This is a genomic window from Streptomyces sp. NPDC002788 (genome assembly GCF_053592115.1).
Genome location: NZ_JBSFVB010000017.1, coordinates 64,142 through 87,495 on the forward strand (window position 1 = coordinate 64,142; position 23,354 = coordinate 87,495).

22 protein-coding genes and 1 tRNA gene are annotated in these 23,354 nt (G+C 71.4%); 12 read left to right on the forward strand and 11 right to left on the reverse strand.

What is annotated here, in order from left to right; genetic code table 11:
* The first annotated feature begins 105 nt into the window (after positions 1-105).
* On the forward strand, positions 106-696 hold the full coding sequence (locus ACWD1U_RS28410; protein ID WP_451111736.1) for an isochorismatase family protein: 591 nt from the start codon (positions 106-108) through the stop codon (positions 694-696).
* A gap of 137 nt (positions 697-833) precedes the next feature.
* On the opposite strand, the gene ACWD1U_RS28415 is transcribed toward ACWD1U_RS28410, so the two are convergent.
* Both ACWD1U_RS28415 and ACWD1U_RS28420 read right to left on the reverse strand, forming a co-directional pair.
* Positions 834-1,178: a hypothetical protein gene (locus ACWD1U_RS28415; protein ID WP_451111738.1), complete on the reverse strand. Its 345-nt coding sequence runs from the start codon at positions 1,176-1,178 to the stop codon at positions 834-836.
* A 122-nt stretch (positions 1,179-1,300) separates the two neighbouring features.
* Entirely contained in the window at positions 1,301-3,649 is a 2,349-nt protein-coding gene (locus ACWD1U_RS28420; protein ID WP_451111740.1) for an immune inhibitor A domain-containing protein, read from the reverse strand.
* 418 nt (positions 3,650-4,067) lie between these two features.
* On the opposite strand from ACWD1U_RS28420, the gene ACWD1U_RS28425 reads away from it, so the two are divergent.
* Positions 4,068-4,340, forward strand: coding sequence for a hypothetical protein (locus tag ACWD1U_RS28425; RefSeq protein WP_451111742.1), 273 nt, complete (start codon positions 4,068-4,070; stop codon positions 4,338-4,340).
* A gap of 52 nt (positions 4,341-4,392) precedes the next feature.
* Here the strand turns inward: ACWD1U_RS28425 and ACWD1U_RS28430 are convergent, their stop codons facing one another.
* On the reverse strand, positions 4,393-5,106 hold the full coding sequence (locus ACWD1U_RS28430; protein WP_451111743.1) for an RDD family protein: 714 nt from the start codon (positions 5,104-5,106) through the stop codon (positions 4,393-4,395).
* A gap of 121 nt (positions 5,107-5,227) precedes the next feature.
* Positions 5,228-6,907 carry an RDD family protein gene (locus ACWD1U_RS28435; protein ID WP_451111745.1) on the reverse strand — a complete coding sequence of 560 codons (1,680 nt, stop codon included), beginning with the start codon at positions 6,905-6,907 and terminating at the stop codon, positions 5,228-5,230.
* A 244-nt stretch (positions 6,908-7,151) separates the two neighbouring features.
* Between ACWD1U_RS28435 and ACWD1U_RS28440 the strand changes: the two genes are divergently transcribed.
* Positions 7,152-7,562 (forward strand): SsgA family sporulation/cell division regulator, encoded by a 411-nt coding sequence (locus ACWD1U_RS28440; RefSeq protein WP_451111747.1) that lies wholly within the window; start codon positions 7,152-7,154, stop codon positions 7,560-7,562.
* Positions 7,563-7,564: 2 nt separating this feature from the next.
* Here ACWD1U_RS28440 and ACWD1U_RS28445 read toward each other — a convergent pair whose 3' ends face one another.
* Positions 7,565-8,980, reverse strand: a complete 1,416-nt coding sequence (locus ACWD1U_RS28445) for an FAD-binding oxidoreductase (protein WP_451111748.1) — start codon at positions 8,978-8,980, stop codon at positions 7,565-7,567.
* Between the two features lie 93 nt (positions 8,981-9,073).
* Here ACWD1U_RS28445 and ACWD1U_RS28450 point away from each other — a divergent pair, with 93 nt between their 5' ends.
* Positions 9,074-10,504, forward strand: coding sequence for a tetratricopeptide repeat protein (locus ACWD1U_RS28450; protein ID WP_451111750.1), 1,431 nt, complete (start codon positions 9,074-9,076; stop codon positions 10,502-10,504).
* Between the two features lie 51 nt (positions 10,505-10,555).
* Here the strand turns inward: ACWD1U_RS28450 and hppD are convergent, their stop codons facing one another.
* Positions 10,556-11,701 carry a 4-hydroxyphenylpyruvate dioxygenase gene (gene hppD / locus ACWD1U_RS28455; protein WP_451111751.1) on the reverse strand — a complete coding sequence of 382 codons (1,146 nt, stop codon included), beginning with the start codon at positions 11,699-11,701 and terminating at the stop codon, positions 10,556-10,558.
* 123 nt (positions 11,702-11,824) lie between these two features.
* Between hppD and ACWD1U_RS28460 the strand changes: the two genes are divergently transcribed.
* The 7 genes from ACWD1U_RS28460 to ACWD1U_RS28490 all read left to right on the forward strand — a co-directional run bounded on the left by ACWD1U_RS28460 (position 11,825) and on the right by ACWD1U_RS28490 (position 16,811).
* Positions 11,825-12,295 (forward strand): Lrp/AsnC family transcriptional regulator, encoded by a 471-nt coding sequence (locus ACWD1U_RS28460; protein WP_351406546.1) that lies wholly within the window; start codon positions 11,825-11,827, stop codon positions 12,293-12,295.
* 19 nt (positions 12,296-12,314) lie between these two features.
* The gene (locus ACWD1U_RS28465; protein ID WP_451111753.1) at positions 12,315-12,962 is read left to right on the forward strand and encodes an ABC transporter permease; all 648 of its coding nucleotides are present in this window, start codon (positions 12,315-12,317) and stop codon (positions 12,960-12,962) included.
* The gene (locus ACWD1U_RS28470) at positions 12,955-14,211 is read left to right on the forward strand and encodes a betaine/proline/choline family ABC transporter ATP-binding protein (RefSeq protein WP_451111754.1); all 1,257 of its coding nucleotides are present in this window, start codon (positions 12,955-12,957) and stop codon (positions 14,209-14,211) included. Before ACWD1U_RS28465 ends, ACWD1U_RS28470 begins: the two co-directional genes overlap by 8 nt.
* Entirely contained in the window at positions 14,208-15,014 is an 807-nt protein-coding gene (locus tag ACWD1U_RS28475) for an ABC transporter permease (RefSeq protein ID WP_451111756.1), read from the forward strand. The genes ACWD1U_RS28470 and ACWD1U_RS28475 overlap by 4 nt, the downstream gene beginning before the upstream one ends.
* Complete coding sequence (locus ACWD1U_RS28480) at positions 15,011-15,973, forward strand: glycine betaine ABC transporter substrate-binding protein (protein WP_451111758.1); 963 nt, start codon at positions 15,011-15,013, stop codon at positions 15,971-15,973. The genes ACWD1U_RS28475 and ACWD1U_RS28480 overlap by 4 nt, the downstream gene beginning before the upstream one ends.
* A gap of 69 nt (positions 15,974-16,042) precedes the next feature.
* Positions 16,043-16,627, forward strand: a complete 585-nt coding sequence (locus ACWD1U_RS28485; protein WP_451111760.1) for an ArsR/SmtB family transcription factor — start codon at positions 16,043-16,045, stop codon at positions 16,625-16,627.
* 1 nt (position 16,628) lies between these two features.
* The gene (locus ACWD1U_RS28490) at positions 16,629-16,811 is read left to right on the forward strand and encodes a hypothetical protein (RefSeq protein WP_451111761.1); all 183 of its coding nucleotides are present in this window, start codon (positions 16,629-16,631) and stop codon (positions 16,809-16,811) included.
* 161 nt (positions 16,812-16,972) lie between these two features.
* On the opposite strand, the gene ACWD1U_RS28495 is transcribed toward ACWD1U_RS28490, so the two are convergent.
* From ACWD1U_RS28495 to ACWD1U_RS28510, 4 genes are all read right to left on the reverse strand, one after another.
* Positions 16,973-17,764 (reverse strand): S16 family serine protease, encoded by a 792-nt coding sequence (locus ACWD1U_RS28495; RefSeq protein WP_451111763.1) that lies wholly within the window; start codon positions 17,762-17,764, stop codon positions 16,973-16,975.
* Positions 17,765-17,838: 74 nt separating this feature from the next.
* Positions 17,839-18,480: an IclR family transcriptional regulator gene (locus ACWD1U_RS28500; protein WP_451111765.1), complete on the reverse strand. Its 642-nt coding sequence runs from the start codon at positions 18,478-18,480 to the stop codon at positions 17,839-17,841.
* A gap of 354 nt (positions 18,481-18,834) precedes the next feature.
* A complete protein-coding gene (locus tag ACWD1U_RS28505; protein WP_451111766.1) occupies positions 18,835-20,634 on the reverse strand; it encodes a DEAD/DEAH box helicase in 1,800 nt (599 codons plus the stop codon).
* 275 nt (positions 20,635-20,909) lie between these two features.
* Positions 20,910-22,469 carry an MFS transporter gene (locus ACWD1U_RS28510; protein WP_451111768.1) on the reverse strand — a complete coding sequence of 520 codons (1,560 nt, stop codon included), beginning with the start codon at positions 22,467-22,469 and terminating at the stop codon, positions 20,910-20,912.
* Positions 22,470-22,662: 193 nt separating this feature from the next.
* On the opposite strand from ACWD1U_RS28510, the gene ACWD1U_RS28515 reads away from it, so the two are divergent.
* A tRNA-OTHER gene (locus tag ACWD1U_RS28515) sits at positions 22,663-22,762 on the forward strand.
* 31 nt (positions 22,763-22,793) lie between these two features.
* Here ACWD1U_RS28515 and ACWD1U_RS28520 read toward each other — a convergent pair.
* Positions 22,794-23,282 (reverse strand): DUF6083 domain-containing protein, encoded by a 489-nt coding sequence (locus tag ACWD1U_RS28520; RefSeq protein ID WP_451111770.1) that lies wholly within the window; start codon positions 23,280-23,282, stop codon positions 22,794-22,796.
* Between the last annotated feature and the right edge of the window lie 72 nt (positions 23,283-23,354).

The window sequence follows — 23,354 nt, forward strand, 5'->3', positions numbered from 1 at the left end:
CCGTGATGCGCCGACCCGTCCCCCTTCCCGCCCTCCCCTCCCTGTCAATAGGCTCGGTGGTTCACCGGCCGGGCTTGCCGACCTCATAGCCGAAGGACTCCGACCATGCGCCGCGCCTTGATCGTCGTCGACGTGCAGAACGACTTCTGCGAGGGGGGCAGTCTCGCGGTGGCCGGCGGTGCCGATGTGGCCGCCGCCATCACCGAGCTGATCGGGCAGGCGGCCGGGGCCGGCTACCAGCACGTCGTAGCCACCCGCGACCACCACATCGCCCCCGGCGGGCACTTCTCCGCCAGCCCGGACTACGCCCGCTCCTGGCCCGCGCACTGCGTCGCCGGCACGGAGGGCGTCGGCTTCCACCCCAACTTCGCCCCGGCGGTCGCCTCCGGCTCGATCGACGCCGTCTTCGACAAGGGGGCCTACTCCGCGGCCTACAGCGGCTTCGAGGGCACCGACGAGAACGGCACGCCGCTGGCCGACTGGCTTCGCACCCGCGAGGTCACCGAGGTCGACGTCGTCGGCATCGCCACGGACCACTGCGTACGCGCCACGGCCCTGGACGCCGCCCGCGAGGGCTTCCGCACCCACGTCCTGCTGGACCTCACGGCAGGCGTGTCCCAGGCCACGACGGAACGGGCCCTGGAGGAACTCCGCGAAGCAGGCGTGGAACTCTCGGGCAAGCCGGTCGTGCAGTAGCCGCAGCCGGGCGGGGCTTCCCGGGCGGACGGCTGCGGGCCGGTCCTGCCCGGCCGGCCTCGCGAGACGCGCGGCGCGCCCCGGCCGGGGGCGACGGGCATCACCCTCGGCGCGGCCCGTCGGCGTGGGAAGGGACGTCAGGTCCGGGGCGTCGGGCGGCGCAGGAGGGATCGGATCGGGCGCCACAGTTCCTGGACCAGGTCCGGGGCCGTTGCGACACCGTTTTCGGGGGCGGTGCGCCATATGAGGCCGTCCGGGTGGTGGAGGACCGCCGTGATCTCGTCGGGAGTCGGCGGGGCCGCGTTGCCGCGCAGGTAGACCGACCTCAGGCCGAGGTTGCGGAGCCTGGTCAGGGCTCGGGCGCGGTTCACGGAGTGGACGAGGACGCGGACGGCACCGGGGCCGTCGGCGGCGGGGCTGGGCAGGTTCAGCGCCACCACCACCATGCCGTTCGGCAACTTGCAGAAGCCTCCTGCGGCCATGCGCTCATCCCCCCGTGTCGGTCGGTGTCAATAAGAGAGCCACAGGACGCACCTAAACACGGATCGGCGGTGACCCGCCAGTGGGTCACCGCCGATCACGCTCTGACCTGCGAGGATGCGGGTTACCTACCTGCGGGGCCGACCTCCAGCTCGATCGTCGAGCCGTTCTTGGCCTCCTTGAGGATCTTGATCTTCGTGTTGGTGTCAGTGATCTTGACACCCGCGGTCGGGTTCGACGCGTCGTAGTAGTCGCTCGTGCGGTCGTTGAAGACCGACACGCCCTTCGAGCCCGGGATGTACTTCGCCACGTCCGCCTTGTGCAGCGTCATGCCGTCGGTGCGGTAGAGGCTGAACGGCGAGTCGTAGGACTGGATCCGGTTGCGCATCAGCGTGCCGTCGGCCCACTTCAGCGCGGTCGGGTGCGAGTCGATCGGCAGGACCAGACCGGTGCCCTGGTGCTGGCTGGTGTTGTTGTCCGCCTGGGAGGTGTCCCACTTCCAGATGAGCAGACCGTTCTGGTACTCGTAGTGCTCGACCCAGTCCGGACGCTCGGTGAAGCCGAAGTTGTACGGGCCGGTCTTCAGCGTCTTGTCGTACGACACGTACTGCCGGTTCTCGGCGAGGTAGTACTGGGCGTAGTCCTTGGTGAAGGACGCGCCGATACGGGAGAAGCCGGTGGCCTTCCAGGCGGCGTCCGCGCTTTCGGCATTGTCGGCGAAGACGGGCGCGCCGTCCGCCGTGACCGTGATCGCGTCGGCCGCGAAGCCCTTCTTCGACACGCCGCTGTCCGTGGCGTAGCGGAAACGAAGGTCGATCTTCTTGCCCACGTAGGCGTCGAGCGGGTAGGCGAGCTTCTGGTACGAGTCGACCGTGCCGTCCAGAGCGGGGTTGTCGCTGCCGTCCCGGCTGATCGCCTTGCCGTTGGCCGTGCCGTCCACCGCCGTCCAGTTGGCGCCGCCGTCGGTCGACACCTCGGTGTAGACGAAGTCATACTTCTTCTCGGTGTCCCACCAGCCGTCGAGACTGAGGGTTGCCGAGGACTTGCCCGTGAGATCCACGGAGCGGGCGAGCGTGTTCTTCAGGTTGTTGCCGCTTCCGCTCCACCATTGAGTGGCGCCCTGAGCCGGAGTGACGAGCTCGGTGGTCACCCGCTTCTTGGGCAGCTCGACGACCAGGGCCTGCTTGTGCTTGGTGTTGTACTCCGCGACACCCAGCTTGTGCCAGGAGTTGACGCCCGCCTTGGCCGTGTCGTAGTTCAGCCAGCCCAGCTGGAGCTTGTCCCAGGCGGTCATGTCGCCGGGCAGGTCACCGATCTCGTTCTTGCCGGTGCCCAGCCAGGAACCGGACGACATCAGCGTCCAGAAGCCGGTGGAGTTCTCGCCGCCCGCGGTGTCGTAGTGGTCCGGCAGACCGAGGTCATGGCCGTACTCGTGGGCGTAGACGCCGAGCCCGCCGTTCTCCGGCTGGACGGTGTAGTCGCCGACCCAGATGCCGGTGTCGCCGATCTTCGCGCCGCCCAGCTTGTTGTTCTCCGGGCCGGTGGCGCCTGCGTCGGTGCCGAAGGCGTACCAGCGGTGGGCCCAGATGGCGTCGGTGCCCTGGGCGCCGCCGCCCGCGGACTCGTCCTCGCCGGCGTGCACGATCTGGAAGTGGTCGATGTAGCCGTCGGGCTCGTTGAAGTCGCCGTCGCCGTCGAAGTCGTAGCGGTCCCACTCGTCGAACCGCGCGACGTCCGCCTTGATCTGGGCGTCGGACCTCCCCGCTGCCTTCTGCTGGGAGACCCAGGCGCTCAGACCGTCGCTGACGACGTTCCACACGCTCGAGCAGTTGGTGTCACCGCAGGCGTTGTTGCCGTAGCGGGCCTCGTTGTAGGGGACCTTGACCCAGTCGGAGACCTCGCCTTCGACCGAGTAGCGGCCCGAGGACTGCTTCTCGTAGTACGTCTTGACCGAGTGGACGCCCTTGCCGGAGCCGAAGTACAGCTCCTCGAAGTGCTGCTGGTCGTAGTCGGACTTCCAGGCCGTGGAGTTGTCCTTCTTGCGGTCGGGCTTGGGGATCTGGTTGTGCAGCGGGCCCGGGGTGCCGCCGTAGCGGCTGTCGATCTTGTCGCCGAACTCGACCAGGATCGTGAAGATCTTGTCGGTCTTCTCTCGGCCGAGCTCGACGTACTTGTTGTCGCCCTTCTTGCTCTTGAGCTGGACGACCTTCGAGCCCTCGCGGTCCTTCACCTTGGCCTTGCCGGAGATGACCTGCTCGAGGGCCTCCTGGCGCTGCGCCTCCCGGGTCTTGCTCAGGGGGCCTTCGAGGTCGTGCTCGTCGTGGTGACGATCCGCCGGGTCGTGCCGGTCCACGGTGGTGGACCGCGGAGCGGAGGCGTCGTCGGCCACCGCATAGGTAGAGGCGGTGGCGGTGGCCGCCGCGAGCGCCACACCGATGGCGGCCGCTCTGAACGTCCAGGGTCTACTGGTCACTTGAGTTCCTCCCCCGCGTCCGGGCGCGCGGGAGGCCGGGTCTGGTCATGGAAGGTCCGCGCGCGCGTGATCAACGCGTGTAGTCAAGTGACGACATTTGACTAGAGGTTCACTGAAAAAGACAGACCTTGACTTGCACAAGTCAAGTGCACTATGCGGAGCCGACGTTCGTTTTACGGACAACCAAACGGTTGCCCCGAGACCCTCCCGGCCGTGCGGGCGCGTGCACATGTCCACTCCGTGGACGCCATGACTCCGTGCGCCCCCTGTGCACCGCCCTTGTTGATTAGGTCACGCTTACCGCTCGTTCCGCTCGGGCACGCTGCCGGTGAGAATGTCGGCGGGCGGAACGCCCGGAAGCCGGCGGAATGCCGGGCCGACACCCCCGTGGACCCCCACTTTCGAGGACATGATGGCCATGCCCCGTCCGACTGCCGCACAGCTCGCCTATGGTTCGTGCACCGTGATCTTCTCGACCCTCGCCATGCTGACGCTGTCCCAGACGACTTCGGGCGCGGGGGTCGCGATCATCGCCGTCGCGGCGCTCGTCCTGGGGCTGCTGGTCGCCATGACGGTGCCGCTGCCCGGAAGGCGCCCGGCCGCCGTGGAGCGGCCCGCACCCCGGCAACCCGTACGGGCCTCGATCCCCGCGCCCGCCCCGGAGCCGGTACGCGAGCGGGCGGCCTCCTGACCGCCCGCTGACTATTTGACTCTTCCGCAGGGACAGCTGACCCCGCCATGCCTCAATTGGTGCTGACTACGACCGTTTTGGCCGCCTTGTCGTGCAGACCCTGCTTGTAAGGGCGGTCGAAGAAGCTCCAGCCGCCCGCGATCGCGGTCCAGACGCAGGCGCAGCAGAAGGCGAAGGGGATCCACAGCACCGCCGCGCGCACCAGCGCGTTCTGCACGGAGGGCGTGGCGCCGTTGTCCAGGTTGGCCACGCGCAGGTGCAGCAGTTTCTTGCCGAGGGTCTGGCCCGTTTGTGCGGTCAGGACGGTGTCGTAGGCGATGTAGAGGACGGCGGCCACCGCCGACTGCCAGAAGGACTTGCCGACCTCGATGCGGTCGCTGTCCACGTCGTACTCGTTGACACCGAAGCCCCAGGTGAGGAGCCAGACGACGACACCCACCAGGATCATGTCGATGATGCGGGCGAGCGTGCGCTTGCCGCTGTCGGCGAGCGGGGGCATGCCGGCGAGGGGGTCGGTGGGGTGGGAGCCGCCGCCGTACGGGTCACCGCCGTAGGGGCCGCCGCCGTAGGGGCCGCCCGGACCGCCGCCGGGGCCGCCACTCGGACCACCCGGGCCGCCCGGGCCGCCGCCCGGATACGAGGGCGGGGGTTCGCTGCCGTAGGGCGAGCCCGTGCCCTCGCGGGGCTGCTCGCCCGGGGGGCGCTTCCTGAACGGATCGTCTTCCGGGGGCTGCTGACCGGAGCCGGGGGGCGGTTCACTGCTCATGGCCCGAGTCGACCGCGAACCCCCCGGCTCCGCATCCGGCAGACGGCCGTCCGAGGTACGGAATCCTCTGACGCCGTCGCGGTACGCCGCCCTGCTGTGGGAGGCGTACGACTGCTGCCGCTCAGCCCGCCACGAACGTGCGTGCGACCTTGTCGTGCCAGCACTGGCGCCACGGCTTGTCGAAGAGGCACCAGGCGACGCCGACCAGCCCGATGACGAGGAGCCCGGGCACGCTGTACACCAGCCAGCGGCGCAGGGCCGCGCCGAACTCCGGGGCGTCGTGGCCCTCGATGTCCCGCACGTCGAGACCCATCAGCTTCTTGCCGAGCGTGCGGCCCCACTTGGCCGTGGGCAACACCTCGGAGACGACGCCGACGAGCAGCAGCACGGCCACGACGATGCCTAGGTACATCGACGTGGTGCCGTCGAGCAGCCAGACGGTGACGGTCTCACCGGAGAGCTTGGCCGCGTCGATCTTCTCGTTGACGTGGTCGACGGCCTTGATGCCGAGCGGGACGGCGGCCGCGGCGGTGACGCCGGCCAGGACGACGGTGTCCAGCAACCGAGCGGCCAGCCGCTTTCCGAGACCTGCGGGGCGGGCCGCCGCCTGACGCCGGGCTGCCGCCTGGAACACGTCCTCGACCGGGGGCTTCCAGGGCGCAACGGGCTGCTCGTCACCGCCCCCGGCGAGCCGGTGCACCTGCTGCGCCCAGGACGGCTGACCGCCGCCGGTGCCCGCGCTGAGTGGGGAGGCGGAGGATGCGGCGGCGCCGGGCCGGGCGCTGCCGGGTCCGCCGGACTGCGCGGGGACCGCGGGGGCCGCGGGGGCCGTCTGGGGGCCGGACAGCGCCGGAGCGGCTGCCGCGGCCTGAGCACCGGCTTGCGCGGCGGCGGCCCGGGCGGCGGCAGCCTTGCCGGCCGCGAAGCCGGGCCCCGCGGAGCCGCCACGGGAACCGGCCGCCCCGGCCGGCCCGCCGAAGACGGGTCCCGCCGGGCTGCCGTCCGGGTCCGTCGATCCGGCCGGCCCGCCGAAGGCGGGCGCCGAGGGGGTCCCGCCCGGCCCCGCCGCGCCGAAGCCCGAAGCCCCGGAGTCGCCCCCGGAGCCCGCCGGGCCGAAACCGGCCGCCGCAGAACCGTGGCCCGAACCACCCGGGCCGTCGGCCGGCTTCGAGCCGCCGGACGCACCCCCCGGCGACACCGCGCGGAACTTCATCGTGCCCTCGTCGGGGGCGTCCGCGGAGGCCGATCCCCCTCCCCCGGGCTTCCCCGTCGGGCGGCGGAACACGAACGTGCCGCCGGCCTCCGCGGCGTTCGGCCCCGGGCCGGCCGAGAGGTTCGCGGCCGTGCCGTCGGTGCGGGGGGACTCGCCGGCCGGCCGGCGGTCGGCGCCCGTCACCCTCGGGTCGGCACCACCCTGCTGGGGAGCGCCTTGTGCCCCTTGCGGTGCCCCCCACGACACGCGGCGGTCCTGGTCGCCCCCGAAGCCGGACTGGCGGGAGCGGTCGGCGCCCCAGGCGGAAGCCGGTTCGGGACGACTGCCGTGCTGGGCATCGGCAGGAGTCGGCTCGTCGACCGGGTCCTCGTCGAAGAAGTGCGGGCCGGTCTCCTCGACCGGCGCGGCGGGTGCCGCCCCGGCACCCGGCGGCGGCGCCAGTGACTCGCCGTCCTTGGGCGCCGGACGGCTGGTGCCCGGTACCCAGGAGGCACCGTTCCAGTACCGGACGTATCCAGGAATGGACGGGTCCGGGTAATACCCTTCGCGGGGCCTGTCGTCACCGGGGGCCGGGGTTGGGGCGCTCATGTCCGTCCGTCCCGTATCTGCTCGGGGGCCAAGTGGGGGCCTCCACATCTATCAGACGAGCGCAAGCCCCACTGCCGCTCCCACCGGACCCACCCCTTTCGAGCACCGATGTGCTACGCACCGCACTCCGGCGGATGCCCCCTGCGGAAAAACTTCCGGCGACCCGCGTAATGCCGCCGCCCCGGACCGCTCTCAACCTCCTGACCGGCCCTCGCGGGCAGCCGTCAGGAGAAGGGAACACGCCATGCGGACCGTGGTGGAGCGGGAACTGGAGTTGAAACTCGTCCTGTCGCCGGAGCGCAGATTCCCGGTGCCGGCCCGGCTCGGGTATGTCACCGACGATCCGTACGCCGTGCACATCACCTTCCACATCGACTCCGAGCACCCGGTGCACTGGACGTTCGCCCGGGACCTGCTGGTGGAGGGCGTGTTCCGGCCCTGCGGGCAGGGGGACGTACGGGTGTCGCCGACGAAGACCGAGGGGCGCGGTGTCGTGCTGATGGCGCTGAGTTCGCCCGACGGGGACGCCCTGCTGGAGGCCCCGGCGGCGCAGGTGTCGGCCTGGCTGGAGCGCACGCTGCGGGTGGTCCCGCCGGGGACGGAGGGTGAACAGCTCGGGCTCGACGACGAGCTGGCCCGGCTGCTCGCCCGGTGAGATCAGAAGAGCTTGCCGGGGTTCAGGATGTTCAGCGGGTCGAAGGCCTGCTTGACGGCCCGCTGCATCTCCATCCCGACAGGGCCGATCTCGCGCGCCAGCCACTCCTTCTTCAGGACGCCGACGCCGTGTTCACCGGTGATGGTGCCGCCGAGTTCCAGGCCGAGGGCCATGATCTCGTCGAAGGACTCGCGGGCGCGCCGGGACTCGTCGGGGTCCGCCGGGTCGAAGCAGACCGTCGGGTGGGTGTTGCCGTCGCCCGCATGGGCGACGACACCGATGGTGAGTCGGTACTTCTCGGCGATCCGGTCGACCCCGTCGAGCATCTCGGCCAGCCGGGAACGCGGCACGCACACGTCGTCGATCATCGTCACGCCCTTGACGGCTTCGAGCGCGGTGAGCGACAACCGCCGTGCCTGGAGGAGCAGTTCGGACTCGGCCGGGTCGTCGGCCGGGACGACCTGGGTGGCGCCTGCGGCCTCGCACAGTGCGCCGACGGCGGCGAGGTCGGCGGCCGGGGCGGTGGTGTCGAAGGCGGCTAGGAGCAGGGCTTCGGTGGTCTCGGGGAGGCTCATCTGCGCGAGGTCGTTGACGGCCTTGACCGTTGTGCGGTCCATGAGTTCGAGGAGTGACGGCACGTGGCCGCCCTCCATGATCCGGCACACGGCGTCGCAGGCGGCGGCCCCGGAGGCGAACTCGGCGGCCAGCACCAGCTGTGCGGGCGGCTTGGGGCGCAGTGCGAGGACGGCTCGTACGACGATGCCGAGTGAGCCCTCCGAGCCGACGAACAGGCGGGTCAGGTCGTATCCGGCGACGCCCTTGGCGGTGCGGCGGCCGGTGGACATGAGCCGCCCGTCGGCCAGCACCACGTCCAGTCCGAGGACGTATTCGGCGGTGACCCCGTACTTCACGCAGCACAGGCCGCCGGAAGCGGTGCCGATGTTGCCGCCGATGGTGCACATCTCCCAGCTGGAGGGGTCCGGCGGGTAGTACAGGCCGTGCTCGCCGACGGCCCGGGACAGGGCGGCGTTGATCACGCCCGGCTCGACGACGGCGATGCGGTCGACCGGGTTGATCTCCAGGATCCGGTCCATCTTCGTCAGGGAGAGGACGATGCAGCCCTCGGAGGCGTTCGCGGCACCGGACAGTCCGGTGCGGGCGCCCTGGGGGACGACGGGGACGCGCAGGGCGGTGGCGGTGCGCATCACGTGCTGGACCTGTTCGGCCGTGCGGGGCAGCACGACGACGGCCGGGGTGCCGGCCGGGCAGAAGCTCGCCATGTCGTTGGCGTAGGCGGCCGTGACGTCGGGGTCGGTGAGGACCGCCTCGGCGGGGAGGCCGCCGAGGAGCAGGTCGACGAGGTTGCCGGTCGTCGCGGTGTCCTCGGAGCGGGGCGCTTCGCTACGGCTCATGATCACAGGTTCGCACCCCGGGGCCATCGGTGTGAACCCCGTCGGCGGCACCCTTCACCTGCCCGGGTGTGGTCGTCGTACTGACGCACAGTGAGCGCCATGGAGAACCAGCAGGAGGGTCCGGAGCGGCGGGGCAGCGGTGCGGGGCGCCGCGTTCGCACGCGGCGGGCGCTGATCGCCTCCGTGGCGGGGTGTGCCGTGCTGGGCGTGGCGCTGGTGCTGCTGCCGTGGGACCGGCCCGCCGAGCCGGTTCCGCCGTCGCCGGGGGCGCCGGCCCTGGCGGCGGTCAGCGCCGGGGTGCCGGCCGCGCTGCCCGATCTGGCGGAGCTGATCGACGAACGGGAGCGGCGGGTGCGGTCGCATCCGAAGGACGCGACGTCCTGGGCGGTGCTCGGGGCGGCCTACGTGGAGCAGGGGCGGCGGCTGGCGGAGCCGGCGTACTACCCGCGCGCGGAGAAGGCGCTGCGTACGTCGCTGGCGGTGCGCCCGCAGCGCAACACCCGGGCGCTGGCCGGGCTGGCCGCGTTGTCGAACGCCCGCCGGGACTTTCCCGCCGCGCGCCGGTGGGGTGAGGCGGCGCTGCGGCTTCAGCCGCGACGGTGGACGACGTATCCGCTGCTCATCGACGCGTACACCGGGCTCGGCGAGCACCGGGCGGCCAAGCGGATGCTGGACCGGCTGACGGAGCTGCGCTCGGGTCCCGCCGTGCTGGCGCGGGCCGCGGCCGTCTACCGGGACCGGGGCTGGCGGGAGGACGCCGCGGCCTCGCTGGCGGACGCGGCGGCGGGCGCGCGGGCCCCGGCCGAGCTGGCGGCCTACCTGGAGCGGGCCGGGCAGCTGGCCTGGGAACGCGGGGACCTCGAGGACGCGCTGCGGCACTTCCAGGAGGCGGTGCGCCTCGACCCGGACCAGCGGGCCGCGCAGGCCGGTCAGGGCAGGGCGCTGGCCGCGCTGGGCCGGACGACTCAGGCGCTGAAGGTGTACCGGGTGGCGCTCGCCAAGCAGCCGTTGCCTCAGTACGCCCTGGAGCTGGGCGAGTTGTACGAGTCGCTGGGGATGCCGGAGGCGGCCCGGGTGCAGTACGACCTGCTGCGCGAGCGGGTGCGGGGCGCTGCGGCGAGCGGGGCCGACGAGGAGCTGGTCCTCGGGCAGTACGAGTCCGACCACGGTGATCCGCGGGCCGCGGTACGGCGGTTGCGCGCCGAGTGGCGCCGCCAGCCGGGCACGGAGGTCGCCGACGCCCTGGGCTGGGCGCTGCACCGGGCAGGTCGGTCCGAGGAGGCGTTGCGCTACGCGGTGCGGGCGACGGACGGGGAACACGGCGGCGGGGTGCGCAGTGCGGCGCACATGTATCACCGCGGCATGATCGAGCGGGAGCTGGAGCGGTACGGGGCGGCCCGGCGGCACCTGGCGGAGGCGCTGCGGATCAACCCGCACTTCTCGCCGCTCCACGCGCGTGCGGCGAAGGCGGCGTTCGAGGCGCTGGGGGAACCGCCGGAGGAGGAGCTGCCGGAGATGGACGAGGGGTGAGGCGTGCGGGTGCCCCGTGACACCCGCACGAGATCGGCGGGGCGAAACGCCTCACAGGTTGCCGCGGCGGGCCTGTTCGCGCTCGATCGCCTCGAAGAGGGCCTTGAAGTTGCCCTTGCCGAAGCCCATCGAGCCGTGGCGTTCGATGATCTCGAAGAAGACGGTCGGACGGTCCTGGACCGGCTTGGTGAAGATCTGCAGCAGGTAGCCGTCCTCGTCGCGGTCGGCGAGGATCTTCAGTTCGCGCAGGGTGTCGATCGGGACGCGGGTCTCGCCGACCCACTCCCCCAGCGTGTCGTAGTAGGAGTCGGGCGTGTTGAGGAACTCGACGCCGGCCGCGCGCATCGTGCGGACCGTCTGCACGATGTCGTTCGTGTTGAGCGCGATGTGCTGCACACCCGCCCCGCCGTAGAACTCCAGATACTCGTCGATCTGGGACTTCTTCTTGGCGATGGCCGGTTCGTTGATCGGGAACTTGACCTTCAGGGTCCCGTCGGCGACGACCTTGGACATCAGCGCGCTGTACTCGGTGGCGATGTCGTCGCCCACGAACTCCTTCATGTTCGTGAAGCCCATCACCTTGTTGTAGAAGCCGACCCACTCGTTCATCCGGCCGAGCTCGACGTTGCCGACGCAGTGGTCGATCGCCTGGAACGTGCGTGGCGCGGGCGGCTCCACGATCGGCTTGGCGGCGACGTAGCCGGGCAGGTAGGGGCCGTCGTAGCCGGAGCGCTCGACGAGGGTGTGGCGGGTCTCGCCGTACGTGGCGATCGCGGCCAGGACGACCGTGCCGTGCTCGTCCTTGAGCTCGTACGGCTCGGCGACCGGGCGGGCGCCGTGCTCGACGGCGTAGGCGAACGCTGCGCGGGCGTCCGGCACCTCGATGGCGAGGTCGACGACCCCGTCGCCGTGTTCGGCCACGTGCCGGGCGAGGAAGTGGCCCCAGTCCGTGGTGGGCTTGATGACGGAGGTGAGGACGAACCGGGCCGAGCCGTTCTCCAGCACGTAGCTCGCGCTCTCGCGGCTGCCGTTCTCCGGTCCGGAGTAGGCGACCAGCTTCATGCCGAAGGCGGTGGAGTAGTAGTGCGCCGCCTGCTTGGCGTTGCCCACGGCGAAGACGACCGCGTCCATTCCCTTGACCGGGAAGGGGTCGGCCCGCCGGGCGGTGTCGGGAGTGTGGTGTGTGGTCTGCGTCATAGTCGCAGGGTCTCCCCGCTCGGCAAGGTGCGCAATAGTTTGCGTTTCAGCTGGGCAATCTGTTCAGCAATACGGCCGTATCGACGGCCATTCTGTACAGGATGACCATGCCCGGAGGCTGCTGTGGCGATCGATCATCTGGACGGCCGGATCATCCTGCTGCTGGCGCGGGAGCCGCGGATCGGGGTGCTGGAGATGTCGCGCCGGCTCGGCGTGGCCCGGGGCACGGTGCAGGCGCGGCTCGACCGGCTTCAGTCGAACGGAGTCATCCGCGGCTTCGGTCCGCAGGTGGATCCGGCGGCGCTCGGCTACCCGGTCACGGCGTTCGCGACGCTGCAGATCCGGCAGGGGCAAGGCGCCGACGTACGGGCCCACTTGGCGACCGTGCCCGAGGTGCTGGAGCTGCACACCACCACCGGCAGCGGGGACATGCTGTGCCGGCTGGTGGCCCGCTCGAACGCCGATCTCCAGCGTGTGATCGACCGGGTCGTCGGTTTTGATGGCATCGTCCGGGCCTCCACGGCGATCGTCATGGAGAACCCCGTTCCGCTGCGGATCATCCCGCTGGTGGAGCAGGCCGCGGAGGAGACCTGAAGTCTAGGGGTGAGCGCGTGTGAACTTCTGGGAGTACCTGGCCGGCCGGCACCAGCAGTTGCTCACGGACGCCTACCAGCACGCGAGCGCCGTCTTCCAGTGCATGGTCGTCGCGACCCTGCTCGGGGTGCTGATCGGCGTCGCCACCTACCACAGCGAATGGGCCGGGAACCTCGCGACCACGACCACCGCCACCGTTCTGACCGTGCCGGCGCTCGCCCTGATCGGTCTGCTCGTCCCGGTCGTGGGACTGGGCGTGCCGCCCACCGTGATCGCGCTGACGCTGTACGGGCTGCTGCCGGTGGTGCGCAACGCGATCGTCGGGCTGCGCGGGGTCGACCCGACGCTGGTGGACGCGGCCACGGGCATCGGGATGTCCCGGCCGGCCCGGCTGCTGCGGATCGAGCTGCCGCTGGCCTGGCCGCCGATCCTGACCGGGATCCGGGTCTCCACCCAGATGCTGATGGGCATCGCGGCCATCGCCGCGTACGCCTCCGGCCCCGGCCTCGGCAACGTCATCTTCCGCGGCCTCGCCTCGCTGGGCAGCGCCAACGCGCTCAACCAGGTCCTCGCCGGCACGCTGGGCATCATCGTCCTGGCGCTGCTGTTCGACGCCGCGTACGTCCTGATCGGGCGGCTGACCATCCCCAGGGGGATCCGTGCCTGAGACCGGCGAGCGCGGTGCCTCCATCGAGCTGGAGAGCCTGACCAAGCGGTTCCCCGGCAGCGCGCAGCCGGCCGTGGACGACGTGAGCATGGAGATCGAGGCGGGCGAGGTCGTCGTCTTCGTCGGCCCCTCGGGCTGCGGGAAGTCGACCACGCTCAAGATGATCAACCGGCTGATCGAGCCGACCAGCGGCCGGATCCGCATGGGCGGCGAGGACGTCACCGACATCGACCCGGTCGGGCTGCGCCGCAGGGTCGGCTACGCGATCCAGTCCGCCGGGCTCTTCCCGCACATGACGGTCGCGCAGAACATCGGCCTGGTCCCGAGGATGATCGGCTGGCCGAAGACCCGGATCAAGGAACGGACCGAGGAACTGCTCGACCTGGTCGGCCTCGACCCCGGCGAGTTCCGCGGCCGCTACCCTCGCCAGCTCTCCGGCGGCCAGCAGCAGCGCGTGGGTGTGGCCCGGGCCCTGGCCGCAGATCCCCCGGTACTGCTGATGGACGAGCCTTTCGGTGCGGTCGACCCGATCACCCGGGAGCACCTCCAGGACGAGCTGATCCGGCTGCAGCACGAGCTGCACAAGACGATCGTCTTCGTCACCCACGACTTCGACGAGGCGATCAAGCTCGGCGACCGCATCGCCGTGCTGCGCGAACGTTCGCACATCGCCCAGTTCGACACCCCCGAGGCGATCCTGACCAGGCCGGCGGACGACTTCGTGTCCGGGTTCGTGGGCGCCGGGGCGGCGCTGAAGCGGCTGAACCTGACCCGTGTAAGGGATGTGGAGATCACCGACTATCCCACCGTCACGGTCGACGACCCGCTGCAGCAGATCTTCAACCGGCTGCGGGCCGACGGCACCCGCGAGATCCTGCTGCTCGACCGGCGCGGCCGCCCCTACAAGTGGCTTCGGCGCGGCGACCTGATGCGGGCCGGGGGCTCCCTGGCCCGGGCCGGAACCCTGGTGCACGACACGGTCACCCGGGACGCCACGCTGCGGGACGCGCTGGAGGCGGTGCTGACCGACAACGCCGGGCGGGTGGCGGTGACCGGGCGGTACGGCGAGTACACGGGCGTCGTCGACATGGAGACGCTCATGAACTCCGTCCACGAGATGCTGGCGGTTGACCGGCTCGACGCCAGGGAGCACCTGCGCGAACCGGAGTCGCTGCGGGCCTCGTGGCCCCAGGCCGGGCGGGAGGGGGCCGGGGGTGTGACGGGCGTGGGCCTCGGAGGGGAGCGGTGACCGCCGCGGAGGTCGAGGAGACCTCCCGCGAACCGGAGATCGGGACCGCGTCCCGGCCACAGCCCCGCGCGGCGCGTATCAGCTGGCAGAAGCTGACCTTCCTGCCCGTGGGCCTGATCGCCGTGCTCCTCGCCACCTGGCTCTGGTTCCAGCAGGCCGACCTGGACGCGCTCACCCGCAACGCGCTGTCGGGCGGCCAGGTCTCCAACGCCCTGTGGCAGCACATCCAGCTGACCGTGATCTCCACCTTCTTCGTGCTGGTCATCGCGATCCCCCTGGGCATCCTCCTGACCCGGGGCGCGCTCAGCAGGGCCACCCCGGTGGCGATGGCGTTCGCCAACATGGGCCAGGCGGCCCCGGCGATCGGGCTGCTGGCCCTGCTGGTCATCTGGCTGGGCATCGGCCGCAGAGCCGCCCTGACCGGCATGATCGTCTACGCCGTCCTGCCCGTGCTGTCGAACACCATCACCGGCCTGAAGGCGAACGACCCGACCCTGCTGGAGGCGGCCCGCGGCATCGGCATGTCCCCGACGGGGGTACTGACCCGGGTCGAACTGCCCCTCGCGGTGCCGCTGATCCTGGCGGGCGTGCGGACGGCCCTCGTCCTGAACGTCGGGACGGCGACCCTGGCGGTCTTCGGCGGAGGCGGCGGCCTCGGCGTCCTGATCACGACCGGGATCACCAACCAGCGGATGCCGGTGCTCGTGCTGGGCTCGATTCTCACGGTGGTACTGGCGCTGCTCGTGGACTGGCTGGCGTCGCTGGCGGAACTGCTGCTGCGGCCACGGGGGTTGCAGGCATGAGGCGGCCGCCGTGCCTCGCCGTGGGGCTGCTGGTGGCGGCTTCCGGCTGCGGCCTGACCAGCGGCTCCCCCATGGCCGACGATGTGCGGCCCGGATCGGTCGGGCGGGGTGAGCCGCTCGAGGGCGCGCGTCTGACGGTGACGTCGAAGTCGTTCACCGAAGGCCTGATCCTCGGCGCGATCATGGGCATCGCCCTTGAGGCGGCCGGGGCGGAGGTGCTCGACCGCACGGGCATCCAGGGCTCCATCGGCAGCCGGGAGGCGGTCCGCGAGGGCGACGCGGACGCCGGGTACGAGTACACGGGCACGGCCTGGATCACGTACCTCGGGCACAGCAGACCGATCAGCGACCCGCGCCAGCAGTGGGAGGCCGTACGGAAGGCCGACGTGCCCAACGGGCTGGCCTGGCTCCCTCCTTCGCGGCTGAACAACACGTACGCCCTGGCGATGAACCAGCAGAACGCGAAGAAGTACGGCACGAAGAGCCTGTCGGACGTGGCGGAGCTGGCGAAGTCCGACCCGGCGGCGGTGAAGCTGTGCGTGGAGGTCGAGTTCGCGAACCGGGCGGACGGGCTGCCGGGCATGCAGCAGGCGTACGGGATGAGGCTGCCGGCGCGGAACGTGACCCAGATGGACACGGGGATCATCTACACCCAGGCGGCGAAGGGGAGTTGCGCATACGGGGAGGTGTTCACCACGGACGGACGCATCAAGTCGATGAACCTGGTGGTGATGGACGACGACAGGAGGTTCTTTCCCCACTACAACGCCGCGCCGATGATCAACGCGAAGACGTTGAAGGAGTGGCCGGCGATCGCGGACGTGCTGAACCCGGTGACGGCGAGGCTGGACAACTCGGTGGCGCGGGACCTGAACGCGAAGGTGGATGTGGACGGGGAGGATCCGCATCAGGTGGCGTTGGACTGGATGGTGGCGGAGGGGTTCGTCAGGGAGGGGTGAGCGCGGGGAACCGGGCAGACTTGCAAAGGAACCCTTGCAACGATTCCTTTGCAAGGATAGCTTTGCACCGTGACCGAACCCCAGAAGCCGCAAGTACGGCAACTCGACGCCCGATCCCTGCGCGGACTCGCGCACCCCCTGCGGATGCAGCTGCTGGACGCCCTGCGCTTCGGCGGCCCGGCCACGGCCTCGCAACTGGCAGCGAAGCTGGGCGAGTCCAGCGGCGCCACCAGCTACCACCTGCGCCAACTCGCGGAGTACGGCTTCGTCGAGGACGCCCCCGAGCGGGGCAAGGGGCGCGAGCGATGGTGGCAGGCGTCCCACCGCGGTCTGCGCTTCGACGCCGATCTGCTCAACGACTCGGATCCGGCGGTACGCGGCGCGGCGGACATGTACCTCCATGAAGTCGCCACCACGCAGACCCGGGACCTTTCGACATGGCTGGGCAACCGCGACTCATGGCCCGAGGAGTGGAGCGACGTCTGGGACATGAGCAGTTGGACGCTGCGACTGACGCCCGAACTGACGCGGGAGCTCGTCGAGAAGATGCACGCGCTGGTCGGGACCTACCACGACCGCGCGACCGCCGAGGACGCCCCCGGCGCCGAGCAGGTCCGCTTCCACACCCACGCCTTCCCGATCAGGACGGACTGAGATGCACCCCGACATCCACCTCGCCCTGCACCACGCCCGCGTCGCGGAACTCCGTGCCGAGGCCGGAGCCCAGGGCCGTGTCAGGACCAAACCCTGTCACAGCCTGCGCACCCGCCTCGGCTGGACCCTCGTAGAGGTCGGTCTGAGGCTCGCCGCCCGGCCGGGGATGGCCGCCGCCCACTAAGGGGTCCTTGCACTATGAGCGTCCGATCAGGTCGCGTGGTCCGGTGCCGTGCATCGCAAGGCGCCTAAGTGCCCTGGTAGCGGAGCTACCTGGGCGCTTCGGCAACGCGGCGAGGCGCGGTGCCAGGCCGCGCGACCCGGGCGGGCACAGTGCAAGGACCCCTAACAGCTGGGCACGGACCCCTTCCCCGTCTCCAGGGCCACCAGTGAACTCACCGTGCCCTTCAGCGTGGTCACCGGAATCAGCCGCAGGCCCTTCGGCAGCTCGGCCCGCGCGTCCGCGCACTCCGCCTTCGGGACGAGGAACACGGTGGCACCGTCACGCTTGGCGGCCTGGGTCTTGAGGGCGACGCCGCCCACCGCCCCGACCTTGCCGTCGGCGGCGATCGTGCCGGTTCCGGCGATGACACGGCCCCCGGTGAGATCACCACCGGTGCCGTCACCGTCGAGCTTGTCGATGACGCCCAGGGAGAACAGCAGCCCGGCACTGGGGCCGCCCACGTCCGCGAGCTTCAGGCGGACCTTGACGTCCTTGGCGTCGAGGCCGAGGTAGCCCAGCGCGGCCTCGGTCGCCGCGTCCTGGGACTCCTTCATCTGCTTCTCGTTGTGCCGCTCGATCTCCTGGACGGTGTCGCCGCTCGGGTAGATCGCGTCGCTCGGCATGACCGCCCGGTCCGTGCGGAACCAGCTGTCGATGATGTCCGGAAGCGAGACCCGGGTTTCCGGTGAGGTCGCCTCGATGGTGGTCATCCGCAGCTGACCCCGGGTGTCGTGGACCGGCGCGCCCGAGATGGTGATCACCGGGGCGCCCTTGTCCTCCCCGAGCACGTTCGTCGTCTGGCCGGGCTGCGCCACCGAGAACGGCAGCGGCGCGAACACCGCCGTGGCGAGCAGAGCCACGACGGGTAGGGCGCAGACGGCGATGGCCTGGGGGCGCGTGAGGCGAGAGAACACGGGATCAATCTAACTCGGGCGTGGGATCCGGCCGGGCCCAGGTCCTCCGGGGCCCGGCAGGAGGGCAGCACACGTCAGCGAAGCGCGTCCGCGACCTCTCGCGCCGCCTCGACGACCCTCGCCCCCACCCGTTCCGGCACCACGTCCGCCAGCATCACCACGCCCACGCTGCCCTCGACGCCCGTCACGCCCAGCAGCGGCGCCGCCGCCCCGCACGCGCCGGCCTCCAGCTCCCCGTGCGTCAGGATGTAGCCCGGGTCGGCCATCGGGTGCTGCCGGGCCGCGAGAATCGCCTTGCCGGCGGCGCCCCGGTCCAGGGGGTGCCGGAACCCGGCCCGGTAGGCGACGTGGTAGTCCGTCCAGGTCGGTTCGACCACGGCGACGGCGAGGGCGTCCGCCCCGTCGACCAGGGTCAGGTGCGCCGTCGCGCCGATGTCCTCGGCGAGCGACCGCAGCGCCGGCATCGCGGCCTCCCGTACGAGGGGATGGACCTGACGCCCCAGGCGGAGCACGCCGAGTCCGACGCGGGCACGTCCGCCCAGGTCACGGCGTATGAGGGCGTGCTGTTCCAGCGTGGCGAGCAACCGGTACACGACGGTCCGGTTCACGCCCAGTTTGAGGGAGAGCTCGGTCACGGTCAGCCCGTGGTCCGTGTCGGCGAGCAGCTTGAGGACACGCAGTCCCCGGTCGAGCGTCTGGGAGGTCTCCGCGGTCACGACGCCCACTCCTTAGTGGTGAGGTCGACGGCCCCCTGGTCGGCGGATGCGTCACCGAGTCCCGTCGGCGACGCGCTGGAGAGGCCGCCGATCGGCCGGCGGCCCGGCCTGTCCGGGCCGCGTCGCTTCACGGCTGCGCTCCGCGGCGGCGCTGCCACGGGGCGTGTGCGTAGCGGGACAGTAGCGAAGCCGGTTCGCTGAGCGGAAGTCTCCGTCCAGAATCCGGGCACGATAAGGAACCGGCTTGCCCCCTTTGCCCGAGTTCGCACCAGGGGCTCATCGCGCCCGATGCACCGCGCGACACCCACACATGCGGAAGGGCCGGGCACAGCCCGGCCCCGTGACGACGAGAGGTCATCGCATCCGCGTAGCCCACTCCTGCACCTTGGCGATCCGCTGCCGCAACTGCCCCGCCGTCGCCTCGGCCGCCGGAGGCCCCCCGCACACGCGCCGCAGCTCCGTGTGGATCACCCCGTGCGGCTTGCCGCTCTGGTGCACGTACGCGCCGACCATCGTGTTGAGCTGCCGTCGCAGCTCCATCATCTCCTTGTGGGAGACCACCGGCCGCCGTTCGGCGGGCAGTTCGAGCAGGTCGGCCTCGTCGTCCGGCTTCTTGCGGCTGTGCGCGATCTGCCGGGCCTGCCGCTTCTGCAGCAGCAACTGGACCTGGTCGGGCTCCAGCAGCCCGGGGATGCCGAGGTAGTCCTGCTCCTCCTCGCTGCCCGGGTGGGCCTGCATGCCGAACTCGGCGCCGTTGTACATGACCCGGTCGAAGACGGCGTCCGACTCCAGCGCCTCGAAGGGCAGCATGTCCTGCTCGCCGGTGTCCTCGTCCTGCTCCCGGTTCGCCTCGTCCATCTCCTTCTCGGACTCGGCGTACGGGTCCTCCTCGCCCGCCTTCTTCGGCTTGTCGAGGACGTGGTCGCGCTCGCGCTCCATCTCGTTGGCGAAGGAGAGCAGGTCGGGCACGGTCGGCAGGAACACGGAGGCGGTCTCGCCGCGCCGCCGGGACCGCACGAAACGCCCGACGGCCTGTGCGAAGAAGAGCGGCGTCGAGATGGTGGTGGCGTAGACCCCGACCGCGAGGCGGGGCACGTCGACGCCCTCGGACACCATCCGCACCGCGACCATCCACCGGTCGGTGTTCGCGCTGAACTCGTCGATCCGCTCGGAGGCGCCGGAGTCGTCGGACAGCACGAGGGTCGCCTTGCTGCCGGTGATCTCCCGGATGAGCTTGGCGTAGGCACGCGCCGAGTCCTGGTCGGAGGCGATGACGAGCGCGCCCGCGTCCGGGATGGCCTTCCGTACCTCGGTCAGCCGCTGGTCGGCGGCGCGCAGCACGGCCGGCATCCACTCACCGCGCGGATCCAGCGCGGTACGCCAGGCCTGGCTGACGGCGTCCTTGGTCATGGGCTCGCCGAGCCGCGCGGCGACCTCGTCACCGGCCTTGGTGCGCCAGCGCATGTTGCCGCTGTAGGAGAGGAAGATGACGGGCCGGACGACGTTGTCGGCGAGCGCGTTGCCGTAGCCGTAGGTGTAGTCGGCGGCGGACCGCCGGATCCCGTCGTTCCCCTCCTCGTACGTCACGAAGGGGATGGGGTTGGTGTCGGACCGGAAGGGCGTACCGGTCAGGGCCAGCCGCCGGGTGGCGGGTTCGAAGGCCTCCAGGCAGGCCTCGCCCCAGGACTTGCTGTCACCGGCGTGGTGGATCTCGTCGAGGATGACGAGGGTCTTGCGCTGCTCGACCCGGTTGCGGTGCAGCATGGGCCGCACGCCGACACCGGCGTACGTCACGGCGACCCCGTGGTACTCCCGGCCGAGCGGCCCGGCGCTGTACTCCGGGTCGAGCTTGATGCCTATCCGGGCCGCGGCCTCGGCCCACTGCTTCTTCAGGTGCTCGGTCGGGGCCACCACGGTGACCTGCTGCACGACGTGGTGGTGCAGCAGCCAGGACGCCAGCGTCAGCGCGAAGGTCGTCTTGCCGGCGCCGGGGGTGGCGACCGCCAGGAAGTCCCGCGGCTGCTCCTGGATGTACTTCTCCATCGCGCCCTGCTGCCAGGCGCGCAGTTTGCTTGCGGTACCCCAGGGGGCGCGGCCGGGGAACGCCGGGGACAGGTGGTGCGAGGCGGTGCTGGTGCCGGCGGTGGTAGTCACGGTCTCCGTTGGGGGTCGGGCGGCTCGTTCGAGGGAGCCTGACGGCTCGGCTACGTATGACAACCGGGCCACCCTACCGGCGGCCCGCCCCCGTCAACGCGCGGACAAGCCCGCACCACCCACGGGTGGGACCCACGTCACAGCTCCCTCGAGCGCCCCGCGATCCTCCCGGCCTCCCCCCTACGCCCCGGACGCCACGTCGACGACCAGCGAGTACGCCACGTCCTGGTCCACACCGGCCACGACCGCGGCACGACGACCGCGTTCATATCCGGTTATGACGCCCGGCGTTCCCGCAACCGCGTCGACACCCATGCCCCGATCAGCGCCACCGCGGCCATCGGCAGGAACACCGCGGCGAAAGCGGCCGGGTGCGAACCGGAGGCATGGCCGGTCGTGTGGGACACCGTGCCCCCGCCCAGGGCGGCGAAGGCGGCGCCTCCGGCGGACAGCAGGACGACGTTGGAGAGGCCGTCGGAGATCTGGAGGGCGGCGGAGTTGCTGCCCGCCTCCGTCGGCGCGGAGAGCTTGAGCAGGAGCACGCTCGTGGAGGAGATGACGAGCCCCATCCCGAAACAGCCGAAGGCCCAGGCGACGGCCACGGTCCAGACGGGCACGGAGTCGATCAGCACACTCGGTGCCGTGGCGACGGCCGCCGCCACCAGCAGCATTCCGACGGTGGTCAGCCGCTCCCGGTACGGCTCCACCCGCGACCGCGACTGCACCCACGATCCCAGCGCCCACGTCCCACCGCCCGCGGCGAGCGAGAACCCGGCCAGGGTCGGGCTGAGCCCCCGCTGCGTGACCAGCATCAGCGGCACGAACGACTCGGCGGCGATGAACGACCCGGCGGCGACGCCCCGCAGCAACACGACGGAGGGCAGCCCACGGGCCGCCCGGTACGTACCGCGCGGCAGCAGCCCGAGCACGGCCGGCACGAGCAGGGCCACCCCGATCGCGCCGGGCAGCAGCGAGAACGGGCGCAGATCCTGAGCCGCGTACTGGAGCAGGCCGGCACCGAGGGAGATGGCGAGGGCCAGGTGGATACGGCGGCGGTCGAAGGAGGGGGGAGGGCCGGCGGGGGCGGGCCCACTTGGCGAGGCGGGTTCATCTGCCGGGTCGTCACCCTCGGCTCGGTGTTGCCGGTCGCCCCGGTCGGCCTCGCCGATCTCCGCAACCGGCTGCCCCACCGGCCCGGACGCCCGCCGCCGGATCTGCGGCAGGGCGAGCGCGAGCGGGAAGACGACGAGCACGGGTATCCCTACGAACACCCACCGCCACCCCAGTTGCTCGGTCACCGTCCCGGCGGCGAGCGGGCCGACGATCGACGGCAGGATCCAGCTGGCGGCGAACGCGGCCATGATGGCCGGCCGCAGCCGCTCCGGGTAGGCCCGTCCGACGACGACGTACAGGGCGACGATCACCAGCCCGCCGCCGAGCCCCTGCACGGCCCGTCCCAGGATGAACACCCACATCGCCTCGGCGGTCCCCGACAGCAGCAGCCCCGCCCCGAAGGAGGCGATGCCCGCCGTCAACGGGCCGAACGGTCCACGCCGGTCCGACCACTGCCCGGCGAGCACCATCCCGAACAGACTGGTCGTGAAGTACCCGGAGAACGCGAACGCGTACAACGACACCCCGTCGAGCTCCCGCGCCGCGACGGGCATCGCCGTACCGACGGCGGTCGCCTCGAAGGCGATGAGCAGCACGACGGAGACGATCCCGAGGCTCAACGCCCGGTAGCCCCGCCCCAGCACGGTCTCCTCCACCTCGGCGACGGAGGGCAGGTCATCGGCACCTACGACATCCGCGTCAGGCGGCTTCGGGACACTCATGCCCGCCAGCGTAAGGCGCACGGGCCACGTTGACCCCTGTCGCGAGACGGTCCCCCACTGAGACCTTGGTCGTACCCCCTCTACTCGGCCACCCCGGTCCATGCACTGCGTATGGCAGTCACGTCGCACCCGGCCGGGTGCCCTTGAGCCCCGGCACACCCGCGTCCTGCGGTCACTGCACCGAGTTCGACGAGGCCGTGTGCCCGAGTGGTTCAGGGCTCGCCCGCGCCGCGTCAAGCAGCGAGCTCCGCTCGCGGGGAGTCACGCGGGTTCGAATCCCGCCACGGCCTCCACCAGCGACCAGGCGTCATGACGAGGACGCCGTCAGCCGGCGTCGGGAAGTTCCTCCGGATCGGCGCCCTGGCCGGCCGCACGCCGCGCCCGCCGCGCGTTCTCCGCGCGTACCGCGTCCAGCCACCGCCACAGCCCGGCCTCCTCCAGGCTGAGACCGGGGCAGGTGATCCGATGCGGTACGCGGCACACCGCACCGGGCGCCGGCTCGTCCTCGCGGCTGTTCCAGGCCGTGCCGTCGGCGTCGACGTACCAGCGGTGCCAGGCGGGCACCATGTGCGCGGGCACCGGCATGTCCGGTTCGAGGAGGACGTGCCGGCCGTAGTAGGTGACACACCGGTCACCGGCAAGCCCGCAGTGGGGGCAGACGGGTGGAGCGGGTGGCTCCGGACCGGTGGCGCCCTCCATCGCCGCCTGGGCACGGTCGGTCTTCTCCCACGGTTCCGGCACGCCCGAGGGCGCCTGCCGGTGGCCGTCAGGGCCGGGTAACGGGATGATGTTCGGCTCGCGTGTATCCCCCATGCGACCGAGCATGTGGGCGGGTCCAGGAATGGGCCAGGGCGCATTCAGGGCGCAACGGGAGCAGTCGGATGG

Bases quoted from the DNA above. Each gene is read 5' to 3' on its own strand.
- ACWD1U_RS28410 (WP_451111736.1), top strand. From the start codon at position 106: ATGCGCCGCGCCTTGATCGTCGTCGACGTGCAGAACGACTTCTGCGAG.
- ACWD1U_RS28415 (WP_451111738.1), bottom strand. From the start codon at position 1,178: ATGGCCGCAGGAGGCTTCTGCAAGTTGCCGAACGGCATGGTGGTGGTG.
- ACWD1U_RS28425 (WP_451111742.1), top strand. From the start codon at position 4,068: ATGCCCCGTCCGACTGCCGCACAGCTCGCCTATGGTTCGTGCACCGTG.
- ACWD1U_RS28430 (WP_451111743.1), bottom strand. From the start codon at position 5,106: ATGAGCAGTGAACCGCCCCCCGGCTCCGGTCAGCAGCCCCCGGAAGAC.
- ACWD1U_RS28435 (WP_451111745.1), bottom strand. From the start codon at position 6,907: ATGAGCGCCCCAACCCCGGCCCCCGGTGACGACAGGCCCCGCGAAGGG.
- ACWD1U_RS28440 (WP_451111747.1), top strand. From the start codon at position 7,152: ATGCGGACCGTGGTGGAGCGGGAACTGGAGTTGAAACTCGTCCTGTCG.
- ACWD1U_RS28450 (WP_451111750.1), top strand. From the start codon at position 9,074: ATGGAGAACCAGCAGGAGGGTCCGGAGCGGCGGGGCAGCGGTGCGGGG.
- hppD (WP_451111751.1), bottom strand. From the start codon at position 11,701: ATGACGCAGACCACACACCACACTCCCGACACCGCCCGGCGGGCCGAC.
- ACWD1U_RS28480 (WP_451111758.1), top strand. From the start codon at position 15,011: ATGAGGCGGCCGCCGTGCCTCGCCGTGGGGCTGCTGGTGGCGGCTTCC.
- ACWD1U_RS28490 (WP_451111761.1), top strand. From the start codon at position 16,629: ATGCACCCCGACATCCACCTCGCCCTGCACCACGCCCGCGTCGCGGAA.
- ACWD1U_RS28510 (WP_451111768.1), bottom strand. From the start codon at position 22,469: ATGAGTGTCCCGAAGCCGCCTGACGCGGATGTCGTAGGTGCCGATGAC.
- ACWD1U_RS28520 (WP_451111770.1), bottom strand. From the start codon at position 23,282: ATGGGGGATACACGCGAGCCGAACATCATCCCGTTACCCGGCCCTGAC.